Source organism: Streptococcus sp. FSL R7-0212, assembly GCF_038007985.1.
In the GTDB taxonomy this organism is placed as follows: domain Bacteria; phylum Bacillota; class Bacilli; order Lactobacillales; family Streptococcaceae; genus Streptococcus; species Streptococcus parauberis.
Window position 1 is genome coordinate 2013271 of sequence record NZ_JBBOYF010000001.1, and the last position, 12570, is coordinate 2025840.

Genomic DNA, 12570 nt, shown 5'->3' on the forward strand with positions numbered 1-12570 from the left:
ATATTACATGCTATAATTTATCAATATGATAAATTATAAAAAGAGGTATTCCAGTGAATAAATTTTGTCAAGAATGTGGGTATGAATTAATTGAAAAAGAGCTTGAACATGAAGGACTTGCGCCTTATTGTCTCAAGTGCGCTACTTTCCGTTTCCCCATGTATAATGTGGCAGTGAGCATCATTACTATCAACAAAGCCAATGGAAAAATTCTGCTGATACAACAGTATGATCGTCCTAAAAAAATTCTGGTTGCAGGCTATGTTAACCATGGTGAACGTGTTGAAGACACTGTTCTTCGTGAACTGAAAGAAGAAACCGGCTTAAGTGCTAGCTTAATTCAATTCAACCAGACTCATTTTTTTCAACCATCAAATACACTCATGTGCAACTTCACAGCTTTTGTTGAAGATGACACTGATTTCTCACCCAACCATGAAATTGATAACGCAAACTGGTACAGCCCTGAAGAGGCTAAGGTTAATATTTTTCCAAATAGCCTTGCTGAAAAGTTTTTGACCGCCTACCTTAATCAAAACATGTAAAAGAGACCAGAACTGGTCTCTTTTTTTGCTGTAAACTTGAGTTGATTCTATTCATCTTTGTGCTCTTTTTCTAAACTTAATTGATAGAGGCGGTAGCTAAGGTAACTGACAAATAGTGCTGCGCATGCTATATAGAAAACAGAATCTTTAAGGGACTTAAGATATAGGACCAAAAGCAATGTCAGAAGACACTTAATCAATAAAGTTAGGCGCTTATCTTTGACTTGGTTGAGATTAAATAGGCCATAGCGGAGCAGAAGAACAGCTGGCGACAAGAGTAAAACTAATGCAAGCCTGACAGCTTGTTCCTTGCCAAACAAACTCTGTGTTATGGTCTTTTGTGTTTCTGTTTCTATATGAAGTTCCTTATATAGCAGATTTAAGGAAACCTGATCAGGGATGCTTTTGCCCAGTTCCCATTTCGAAATGGTTTGTCTGGTCACATAAATCTTATCCGCTAGGGCTTGCTGTGTCAGGCCTTTTTTTGACGGGATGTTTTAATTAATTCTGAAATTTCCATTCTTGCCCCAATAATTTGTTTTTTGTTTTTGCTAAATCATACGCTATAACTAAAATTATTAAAAGATCTAAAAGTATCAGATGTGGATTGTAAATCATGGTTGCTAGTATCATACCTATAACGATGATACGGCTTAATCTTGGATATGCATTCATAAATTTAACTAAATAATCAAAAATTGAAGAAATCACTACTCCAGCAAGTCCAAATAAGATAACCCAAATAAGATATTTTTTGTTTACTTTAATAAATTGTAACATAATGTAAAACCCCTTTCCTATGCTTAAGGCAAGTATAGTTTAGATCATTCAAAAAATCACGCAACGTAAGAGGAAATAGGCGCAACAGTTACAAAATACACAATTTTATTACCATTCAGAATCTATTTCGATCATTTGAGAATTTTCAATAAATCATATAAATTTTCTGTTAGAGTATATTTATGGGTGCATCCCAAAATTTTTGGAGGAATCTCAATGGAAACACTAAAATCTAATAACGATTCAGTTCTCTCTTCTGATTTTTAGAATCAATTATTGGAGGAAAATGGACAAGTGATGGAGGAGCCACACCGGCAACTCCACAAATCTTTTATTACTTTTGTCTAGGTAAAATACTTATCGAAATATTTTTAAGAATATGCTAAATAGAAGAAAACTGATTCTAATTACTTACCCTTTCCTCCTTTTCATTATACATTTCTATGGCAATGGCTAATTAATTCATCTTTTGTTACCACTATTAGATAAGACATTCTCTCAATTTAATATTGCCGGACTTGTTTTGATAAATTATTTAGTAATATGTTAAATTGGATTAGGTATCTTTTGTCTCAACGAAGTGGAAAAAGATACATTTTTAATTAACAAAATCTATTTTTCTCCATACCATTGTTCACATGACAATCAACCTAGTATCTCCAAGGAAGTGATTGTATATCTTTATTATTGTTTTTTATATTCGATAAATTAATAGTAATTTATTATCACAATTGTTTCATCTAACAATAACTGTTAGTTTGAGCTCTTAAATGAACTATATAAGCTTTTATGTTACAATAAATTTATTATTGTTTAGGAGGTTTACATGGGTTCATTTTTAGGTCGTTTAGTTAAAGGGATGATTATTGCTCTAGGCTTTATTTTACCAGGCGTTTCTGGTGGTGTTTTAGCTGCTATTTTAGGTATCTATGAACGCTTGATTAACTTTTTAGCGCACATCCGTGATAATTTTATGCAAAATTTACTCTACTTTCTTCCTGTAGGGATTGGTGGCATCATCGGGATTGCTCTTTTTTCATTTCCAGTGGAATTTCTCTTAAAACATTTCCAAGTTCCTGTACTTTGGGGATTTGCCGGAGCTATTGTTGGGACTATACCAAGTCTTCTTTCTGAGTCCACCAAAAAATCAAAACGAGACACAGTTGATATTATTTGGTTCATCGGCACTTTTGTCATTTCAGGGCTCTTGCTTTATTTCCTAGATGATATAGTGGGTACCTTACCTGTCAACTTTATTACCTTTATGCTAGCCGGTATATTAATTGCTTTAGGTGTCCTTGTTCCTGGACTTAGTCCATCTAATCTACTACTTATTTTAGGTATCTATTCTCCAATGCTTCGTGGGTTCAAATCTTTGGATCTTCTAGGAACCTTCTTTCCAATAGCAGTCGGTGGAGTTATTGCAATGGTGGCCTTTTCAAAAGCCATGGATTATGCCTTACAAAACTATCATTCTAGAGTTTATCATTTTATCATCGGTATCGTATTATCAAGTACTTTACTCATTCTCATTCCCAATACTGGAAGCAGTGAAGCAATTTCATACGCGGGTGCTGGATTCTTAGCCTGGGGAATGGCTCTGCTATTATTCGGACTTGGAATCTGGCTCGGCCTATGGATGAGTCAACTGGAAGACAAGTATAAATAAATAAGTAATAATTAATTGATAACAAAAAAAGAGCTTGGACCAGATCCAAGCTCTTTTAAAATAGCCATTTTATTACAAATGCTGTGAGCACAACCATAGTAACTGAAAATAAGGCAAATCCAAAAACAATCAGTGGCTTCTGATAAGGAAATTTTGCCTTTTCCTCTGCTCTTTCAAGCTGACTTAAAGGAATCCCCTGATCAAAAGCAATTAGTTCTTTAAAGGTTCTTATGTTATTCGCTTTCTTAAATTTTTCAACCCGATTTGCATATATCATTGCAATTCCCCAAAGAAAAGCGAAAATTCCGACGCCATACCAATCCCAAAAATGAAATAGGGGATAGGCAATTATAGGTAATCCTATTAACAAGACAGAAAAAATAAGGCTATCTTTCTGGTAATGTCCAATTTCTACTTTATTAACTTCATTCTTCATTTCTGCAAGATCTCCTTGAATTAGTTCTTCAAGTGACATATGAAACAATTGACTCAGCAATAACAAGCTTTGGATATCAGGATAAGTTTTGTTAGTTTCCCAGTTTGAGATGCTTTGTCGACTCACAAATATTCTATCTGCCACTTGTTCTTGAGTTAACCCCAACAGTTTTCGACGCGTTGCGACTTGTTTCCCAAGTTCCATAAATACCTCCTTTCCTATATCATATAATTCAATGATGATATATTCTATCAAAGGTCTTTGACATTAGCCAAATTGGGTATTTCCAATGTATTTGTCACTGTAAACTCTCTGTCAAGTTTACTCAAAAACACTCTGTCCATAAAGATCAAAAAGATGATAAGCAAGTATAAGATTAAATTGATTTCGCTGTTGATTAATATCCATTTGTAGTAAATCAGAAATTTTTTCCAGCCTGTAAAGCAAAGTTGATCGATGAATAAATAACTGAACAGCACTTGCTGTAATTTGTCCTTGATTTTCCAGATACACTCTGAGAGTTTGGAATAAGTCAATTGATTGATTTTGTGACTGTTCCCACAGGAGACCTAATTGTGCTTTAACAAACAATCCAGTCTCGTTATTTTGAGTCAAAGTATGCAGTAAAGAATAAGATCCCAGTTCTTCAAAACTACCGTAGTGTTTTTTAAAGCCAGTATTTTGCATGACATTTAAAACATGCAAAGCTTTACGATAGCTATCCCGATAGTCAACTATCTTGTCAACTTTACTTCCGACAGCTAACCAAATTTCAATATCACAATTTTGAGTTGACTTGACAAAGGTGTAAAGATTCCCCCAATAGTCTGTCTGCCCTTGTTCCAAAGGTTTAAATAAGACTAATTTACCTTTAAAAATTGCAGAAATTAAATTATTATCAAAGGACGCTAATTGATAGTTTATCTCATTCATGATTTTATTACGTTCAATCCGTTGGTTTATGATATCTTGTGGGTTGACAGCTTGGCTGTATAAATCAATTACAGCTATCATATGGGAATGATAGATGTCAAAATTAAAATAGGCAGCATAATCAATGATTTGATCCATCTCTTCTCCAGCTTTACTTGATAATAGGGCCCCTACAAAGTTATTCTTTAATTGGTTGACAGCATTTCTTTCAATCTTATATTTCATAAAGAAAGTGGCATAAATACTAATTGCCATGGAAATAGCTAATGAAAAGTTTTCAAGCATATCATTACTATCAGATTTTAGATAAACTAAGTAGCCCAATACATCATGTCCACCCTCAATTTTATTAAAGACAAATTCTTTGCCATCAACAACTATTGAAAAGGGACTGACCTTTTTAACATATTTAGTTTTATGAGCTATAACTTGCTTGACAAGACTGTCAACTATCGTTTGATTACTTTCATTACCATGCCATGAATGAAGATTTAGCAGTTGGTCAAATACTAATACATCACTAGAAATATACTCAGATAACACTTTGTCCATATCATCAACATTAACCTGATTAATAGATTTTTTAATTAAATCATTTTGTAGATTTAGTAAATCTTCTAGTGCTTTACTTCGGTCATGTTCTCTTTTTCTCAGTGAAAGATTCTCATACATAGCACTGAAATAATTAGAATAGGTTCTCAGTAATTCAAAATCTTTTTTGGAAAAAATTTTCTCTTCTGATTTTTTACAAACCATCACTCCTACTAACAAATCATTAATAACAATTGGCAAAGAAATTTGAGAGAACCCTATCTGTTCAACGTGAGGAAAATAATTTCTTAATTCATTCCCTTTGTGTAAAGGAATGTAACTGTCCATGGTCACATAACCAAAACTTGGCTTTTGTAATAAGAGGGCGTCTCGTTTTTCGTCTAGTAGATATATGCCTGAAAAATGTGTTTTGATTTCTCTACCAGATAAAGTCACAACATTTTCTAATAAATCATCAATTGAATTTTGCATCATTAATTGATGTGCTGAATGTGTAATTATCCTAAGGTCTTTTTGATTACTCTCATTTTTCTGAATCATGTCAATTGCAATTGCAATATATTCACCCAATTCCTTAAAAACTTGTCTCATCTCATCAATAAATGGACGCCCATCATAGTAACCGGCAATAATAATTCCAAGATTAGATCCATTCTGAGTGATAGGGATTGTAAACCATGAGTCAATCTGGCGATCTTCAAAATATTTACTGAGAATCGAGTTCGTTGCTAAAGCATTATCATCTGATTTGATACTCTGGTGATATAGAATTTGATTAACTTCTTGGGAAGGATAGGGGAAGATTGAGCGTAATTCTTCTTCACCAGACAAGTATTGTGGTTCTAATAAATCTTTACGATTTAAAGCAATACAAACGAAATCCGAATACAATATCTCCTTGAAGCTTTGCCCAACTATGGTCAGAATTTCTTCTCGAGAATTCATATTTAAAACCTGACGCGAAGTCGACTTCAAATGTTTTTCAATTTTTTTAATAAACTCATTGGTATCTTTTTTTCCGATTATTTTTTTCATATCATTAATCCTATCTATTCCCTTCTATTGTATCCAATGAAAGCTGTTTCAACAACTTTTGTGCATTAAAAACCATAGATAATAAATATCTACGGTTTTATCTTATGCTTGCTCTTTAGAATCAATAATATTTGCTAGGCGACCCCATTCTTCACAGAAGATACCTTTATCCATTTCTTTCAAATCCTTAGAAATCATTGGTTCAAATTCCATTTGATCCAGAATATCTTTTTGCAACTCTACACCGGGGGCAATTTCAATTAAGCGTACTTTTCCTTCATGGAGGTCAAAGACTGCTCTTTCTGTAACATATAAGACTTCTTGTTCAGACTCTGTTGCATATTCTCCAGAAAAGCTAACTTGCTCAACATCTTTAATGAATTTAGGTCCTCTACCTTGGTCATCAATGACTAGTTTTCCTTCTTCACAGTGAACTTTTCCACCAACAGTGAAAGTCCCAATAAAGACTATACGCTTCGTATTTTGAGAAATATTAATAAATCCACCAGGTCCAGGTACTTTGGGTCCAAATTTCGTAACATTATTATTTCCATATTGGTCAATTTCACCTATTCCTAATACTGTTAAATCAAGTCCATTACCATCATAGTAATCAAATTGATTTGTCATTGGAATGGCTGCCTCATGATTAACAGCAGATCCAAAATCATTTCCTACTGCTGGAATCCCACCCCATAGTCCCATTTCAAGGGTAGCATGGTAACGATCACTAACACCTTCTTCAGCAGCTACTTGTGCCACCATATCTGGTGAACCAAAGCCAAGGTTAATCGTATCACCAGGACGAAGTTCCATTGCTGCACGACGGGCTGTAATTTTTCTCGTATTAAGTGGTGCTGGTTTTACTTTCCCATGGTTAGTCGGTACACGAATATCACCACTAAGTTTTGGATTACTGAAGGTACCTACTGTTTGATAATGGTATTTATCTTCAGCAAGAACAACATAGTCGACTAATCCAAAAGGAATTTGAACATTTTTTGGATGAATCTGCCCATTTTGAACAATTTCTTTAACTTGACAGATAACAATTCCACCTGAATTTTTAGCAGCCATAGCTAACTCTAATTGTTCTAATTTACATGTTTCATCTTTAAGACTGATATTACCATTTTCATCAGAGTAAGTACCTCTGATAAAAGCAACATCAATATTTAAAGTTGGATAATGAAGCCATTCTTCACCACCAAATTCTACTAGGTCAATAATATCCTCTGTTGTTTTCTTTGTCGATCTAGATCCAGATAAACGAGGATCTACAAATGTTTTTAATCCGACTTTAGTTAAATATGGTTTTCGGCCAGCAATTGCACGATATAATTGTGTAATAACACCCTGAGGCCAAAGATAAACTTCATACTCATTATTTACAATTTTTTCAACCATACCTGGAGATGAACCTACATGCCCTGCAATAACACGTTTAACTAATCCAGGTGCAATCATATGGTCAGCACCACGACCATATTGACTGTTCCCAATACCACAAGACCACATAAATGTAATGTCTTTTGGATGTTGTTCCTCAGCATAACGTTCTTCCACACCCACTAATAATTGTTCAGGAAGTCCTCCTAGACCAAAGGTTAGGGTTGCTAACAAGTCACCATCTTTAACTAAATTAGCTGCTTCTCTATAAGTAATTAATTTATCCATATATCTATCTCCAAGGCTTCTATTCTTTTACATAATGATTTGTAAAGCTTTCTCTTCTTCTTGATGTTGAGCTTCTTTTTCACGTGCCATTTTCTCTAATGCTTTGCGATCAATTTTACCAATTGGTGTTTTTGGAAAATCATTTAAAAAATAATATCTTTTTGGTGTTTTATATCCTGCTAAATTCTCTTGAACATGAGGTTTTAAAGAGTCAAGAATCTGAGGATTGGCTTCTTTAAGAATAATTGCCGCAACTACACTTTCTCCCCATTGTGCAGTTGGTAAACCAAAGACAACGGAATCCATTACTTCAGGATGTTTATTCAAGACGTTCTCTACTTCACTTGGATAAACATTTTCACCACCAGTAATAATCATTTCCTTACTGCGACCAACAATAAAGTAATCCCCATCTGGATCCTTTTTTGCTAAATCACCAGTGTAAACAAAATTATCAATAATTGCCTTATCAGTCTCTGCTTGATTATTCCAATAGCCACTAAAACGTGCCTCACTATTAATAATCAATTGACCAACTTCACCATCTGATACTTCTTGACCATTTTCGTCAACCAATTTGACTGTGTTAAATAATATTGGTTTTCCAACAGCAGTTGGTTTTATACGCTGTATTTCTGGTGTTATAAAAAAATTGTTTGGACCAACTTCAGTTAACCCGTAAGAATTAACTAATGGTAAACCTTCATCAGCAAACAATTGAAAAATATTTTCTGATAGTGGGGCTCCCCCAGAAATAATAAATTTCAACGATTTAAAATTCTCTTTTTTAAATAATTTTGAATCTGCTAACATATAACACATTGTTGGGACAAAGAATGCTTTTGTTGGTTTAAAATCACGAATTATTTCTATCGTTTCGTCAGTATAGAAGAAACGTTGAACAATAATCTGTCCACCAGCCATCAGAATTGGAATAGTGAAACAGAATAATCCAGCAGTATGAAACATTGGTGTTGTTGTCATCCCTCTATCTGATGCACTAATATTCCAACTTGGTATACTAACTAAAGCATTGTGACGGATTGCCTTATGACTAATCATTGCTCCCTTAGGCTTACCAGTTGTTCCACTCGTATATATTAATACAGCAGTATCTTCATCTGGAAAATCTCTAATTGGAATACTTTTTGAGGTCTGACTAACTACAATTTCTTGGTAAGCCTCAGAATCAATATCTAAGTCAAATAAATTTTCATCTATTAAGGTCAGTCTCGTTTTATGTATTCTTGAGTAAGCTAGTAATTTAGGGTCCGCATCCTCAACTATTTGCTTAATTTCTGTATCTCTAAGTCGCCAGTTTAATGGAATAAAGATTGCTCCTATTTTCGTGCAAGCAAAGAGATAGTCAAAATGTGCAATATCATTTGAAGAAAACAAGGCTACGCGATCACCCGCCTTAACACCACGTAATAGTAAATAATCAGCTAAATTGATGGCCCTTTGATTCATTTCTTGAAACGTCCATTGATGACCTTTTTCAGCTTCGATGATTGCTGTTTTTGAGCCACTTAGTTTCGCTCTTTCAGATAACCAGTCGTTTTTCACATTACTACTCCTTTAAGGTTTCGATAGGTAGTAGCCTAATTCTCTTAAGCTAATTTACTGTAATCAGGACGTTGTCCTGCAAGGGAAGCTTCTAAACCAATCAAAGCTTCTTTCTTTCCAAAAGTTTGATTTAGTAAGCCTAATTCATAAGCAATACCTTCATCCAAATTCATGTTTGCTTGTTGATTAATCATTTCAGGAATTTGTTTGCTAATACTAGGGGCTTTATAAGAAATTGTTTTACCCATTTTAGCAGCAAACTCTGGACTGACACCTTCTGATGGTAGCCCATTAATTGTATTGTTGAAGTTATCATCAGAGAAGGCAACTTTCACTTCTTCAAATTTAGCTGGAACAGCACGTTGACGATATTTATCAGGACGGCCTTCTTTAATTAATTCTTCAATACCTTCATTGATATGTGCTGAATCTACTAATTTGGTTACAATTCCTAAGTCATGTGCATCCTTAGCTGAAATTCCACGTCCTGACATGACAAAGTATTTAGCTAATTCTTTACCGATTTGGTGATTTGTACGAAGCATGCCTCCAAGTCCTGGATAGATTCCAAGGCCACTTTCTGGGAAGCCCATTGATCCTTTCTCAGTTGCAATAATTGCTTGACAGGCTAAAGCTAATTCTGAGCCGCCGCCTAGGGATAAACCATCTAACAAGGCAATAGTAAATTTTTTGCTCAATTCAATACGACGGAGCAATCGATGTCCACCCGCCGTAAAGGCATAGTTTTTATCTAAGCTATCAGTTTTGATTGCATCGACGAAGAATTTCAAGTCAGCTCCAGCGACAAAGGCTTTACCAGCTCCTGAGAAGACAATAGCACGAACGGCATCATCAGCTTCAGCTTTATTGAAGGCTTCTTCAATTTGGCCAACAACTGTTGGATTCAGAGCATTCATAGCTTCTGGACGGTTAATGCGAATTTTAGCAATTCCATTTGAAATACTATAATCAACAAAGCTAAAATTAAATGCTTTATCTAAATCTGCTTGATTTTTTAATGTTTGACTAACTTCAAAACCAGGACGTTTCTCAGCTAAAGCTTCCGTCATTTGATAAGCTTTCTTAACTCCTAATTGATTAGCTAATTGGAAAGGTCCAACTTTCCAACGCAATCCAACAACAGCTCCTCTGTTGACATCTTCGATTGTAGCTACACCTTCATCGACAAGTTTAGCAGCAATACTGATTACTGTTGCTAATAGATGTTCTTGAACCGCTGGGAATTTACTCTCATCAATTGGTCCATCTTCGATATTCCATAATTCTTTAGACTCAACTTGTGCTTTGAGAAGATCAGATGGGTAATAAGAGTCAGATACTTCACGTCCCAATGTATTTGCAGAATGGTAAGCTACTGGGATACCTGTAGCATTCATCAAGGCAAATGGACCCATACCAATTTTGAAAGCAGCACGCGCCGCTGCATCGATTGTTGCTTTATTAGCAACTCCTTCTTCAAAAAGTTTAACAGCTTCAGTTAACCAAGGAACGAAGAAACGGTTTACCGCAAAACCAGGAGCATCTTTAACAGTAATAGCTGTTTTACCATGCATATCAGAGAATTTATTAGCAATTGCGACAGTTTCTGGACTTGTTCCTTCATGCGAAATGATTTCTAATAAACGGTTTTTAGCTGGGTGGAAGAAATAGTGCATTCCAATAAAACGGTCTGGACGGTTAGTGGCTTTAGCCAAGTTTTTAATATAGAAACTTGATGTGTTTGAACTTAAAATTGTTTTTTCATCACAAATTTGATCCAGTTTAGCTAAAACATCTGCTTTTACTTTTTCATCTTCAAAGACGGCTTCAATGATAAAATCAACTGATTTTAAATCTTCGTAATTTGTTGTTGGGATTAAACGAGCTAATGTATTTTCTACAAATGTTTCTGTAAATACTTTGCGTTCTTTACCTTGATCAAGCATTCTTTTGATAATACTCATACCACGGTCAACTGCTTCTTGGCTTACATCAACTAAATAACAAGTAATTCCTTCTTGAGCAATTTTTTGAGCAATACCAGAACCCATTGTTCCAGCGCCAATCACGGCAACTTTAAATTCTTCATTCATAATCAGTCTCCTATTATTTTCCTGTGTAATAACCATTTTCTAACAATAGAGCAATTCCTTGTCCGCCACCGATACATGCTGAAGCAATAGCATAACGTTTGTCAGGGTTATTTTTAAATTCATATAGAAGTGATGTAATAATACGTGCTCCAGACATACCAAGTGGGTGTCCTAAAGCAACTGCACCACCGTGTGGATTAAATTTATTCTGATAGAAGTCAGTATCCATATCAATTCCAAGTTCAATTAGGCAACCAATTGTTTGACCTGCAAAAGCTTCATTGATTTCTAATACATCAATATCTTTAACTAAATCCATTCCTTGGCGTTCTAACAAGTCATTAATAGCAAATACCGGACCAAGTCCCATTGTTTCAGGAGCACAACCAGAGATTTGATAATCTACAACACGCGCCATTACTTCAAGGCCTTTTTCTTTTGCAAGTGACTCAGTAGTGAAGATTTCAAATGCTCCACCATCATTTAAACCAGATGCATTACCTGCAGTTACAGATCCATCTTTCTCAAATGCAGGTCTTAGTTTAGCTAAGCTTTCTAAGGTTGTATCTGCACGTGGATGACCATCTTTTTCAACAATAGTAACTTTACCTTTACGTCCTGGAACTTCAACTGGTACAATCTCTTGAGCAAAGCGACCATTATTCATCGCTTGAGATGCTTTCATTTGAGACTCATAAGCAAATTGATCTTGTTTTTCACGAGAAATATTGTATTTACGAACAACATTTTCTGCTGTATTTCCCATGTGTTCAATGCCAGAATCACGACCTGATGCAGAACGGTGACCTTCTAAGTTAGCATCAATTAATTTAACATCACCTAAACGGAAAGCTTGGTAACGAGCACTGTCAGGTAATTGATAAGGTGCACGTGATAGTGATTCTGCACCACCAGCTGCGATGATTTTTTTATTAGAATGAAGTAATTCTAAAGTTGCTGAAACTGCTGACTGAATACCTGATCCACAAATACGGTTTACAGTCATCCCTGTTGATGTTTCTGGTAAACCACTATTAATACCAATAACATTTCCTAAGTTATTTGTTGTTTGTGATCCTGTAACATGACCGACAATAACTTCGTCAATATCGTTTACAGTCAAGTTAGCACGTTTTACAGCTTCTTTTAAAGCTACTTCCCCAAGAACTTCAACTGGTACAGTTTTTAAATCACCAAGAAATGCTCCAACAGGAGTTCTAGCTGCACCAACAATAACAATTTCTTCTTCTTTAGTATGTAACATTTTATTTCCTCTTCTAATCT

Annotated in this window: 10 protein-coding genes; 2 read left to right on the top strand and 8 right to left on the bottom strand. The window is 34.9% G+C overall.

The genetic code is table 11. The annotated features are described in order from the left end of the window. Positions 1–53: 53 nt before the first annotated feature. On the top strand, positions 54–545 hold the full coding sequence (locus tag MKY69_RS10140) for an NAD(+) diphosphatase (RefSeq protein WP_003107909.1): 492 nt from the start codon (positions 54–56) through the stop codon (positions 543–545). A 47-nt stretch (positions 546–592) separates the two neighbouring features. Here the strand turns inward: MKY69_RS10140 and MKY69_RS10145 are convergent, their stop codons facing one another. Then, a complete protein-coding gene (locus tag MKY69_RS10145; RefSeq protein WP_041828673.1) occupies positions 593–988 on the bottom strand; it encodes a hypothetical protein in 396 nt (131 codons plus the stop codon). 58 nt (positions 989–1046) lie between these two features. Beyond that, a complete protein-coding gene (locus tag MKY69_RS10150; protein ID WP_045407558.1) occupies positions 1047–1325 on the bottom strand; it encodes a hypothetical protein in 279 nt (92 codons plus the stop codon). A gap of 826 nt (positions 1326–2151) precedes the next feature. Between MKY69_RS10150 and MKY69_RS10155 the strand changes: the two genes are divergently transcribed. Then, positions 2152–2994 carry a DUF368 domain-containing protein gene (locus MKY69_RS10155; RefSeq protein ID WP_003107914.1) on the top strand — a complete coding sequence of 281 codons (843 nt, stop codon included), beginning with the start codon at positions 2152–2154 and terminating at the stop codon, positions 2992–2994. 55 nt (positions 2995–3049) lie between these two features. Here the strand turns inward: MKY69_RS10155 and MKY69_RS10160 are convergent, their stop codons facing one another. From MKY69_RS10160 to MKY69_RS10185, 6 genes are all read right to left on the bottom strand, one after another. Beyond that, a complete protein-coding gene (locus MKY69_RS10160) occupies positions 3050–3634 on the bottom strand; it encodes a helix-turn-helix transcriptional regulator (RefSeq protein WP_003108876.1) in 585 nt (194 codons plus the stop codon). A gap of 117 nt (positions 3635–3751) precedes the next feature. Next, positions 3752–5950 carry a helix-turn-helix domain-containing protein gene (locus MKY69_RS10165; RefSeq protein ID WP_340791801.1) on the bottom strand — a complete coding sequence of 733 codons (2199 nt, stop codon included), beginning with the start codon at positions 5948–5950 and terminating at the stop codon, positions 3752–3754. 102 nt (positions 5951–6052) lie between these two features. Further along, positions 6053–7627 carry an acyl CoA:acetate/3-ketoacid CoA transferase gene (locus MKY69_RS10170; protein WP_311981946.1) on the bottom strand — a complete coding sequence of 525 codons (1575 nt, stop codon included), beginning with the start codon at positions 7625–7627 and terminating at the stop codon, positions 6053–6055. Between the two features lie 27 nt (positions 7628–7654). Next, positions 7655–9193 (bottom strand): long-chain-fatty-acid--CoA ligase FadD, encoded by a 1539-nt coding sequence (gene fadD, locus MKY69_RS10175; RefSeq protein ID WP_340791804.1) that lies wholly within the window; start codon positions 9191–9193, stop codon positions 7655–7657. Positions 9194–9237: 44 nt separating this feature from the next. Further along, the gene (locus tag MKY69_RS10180; protein ID WP_003108871.1) at positions 9238–11286 is read right to left on the bottom strand and encodes a 3-hydroxyacyl-CoA dehydrogenase/enoyl-CoA hydratase family protein; all 2049 of its coding nucleotides are present in this window, start codon (positions 11284–11286) and stop codon (positions 9238–9240) included. 13 nt (positions 11287–11299) lie between these two features. Beyond that, positions 11300–12550 (bottom strand): thiolase family protein, encoded by a 1251-nt coding sequence (locus tag MKY69_RS10185; RefSeq protein WP_003108869.1) that lies wholly within the window; start codon positions 12548–12550, stop codon positions 11300–11302. Positions 12551–12570: the final 20 nt, after the last annotated feature.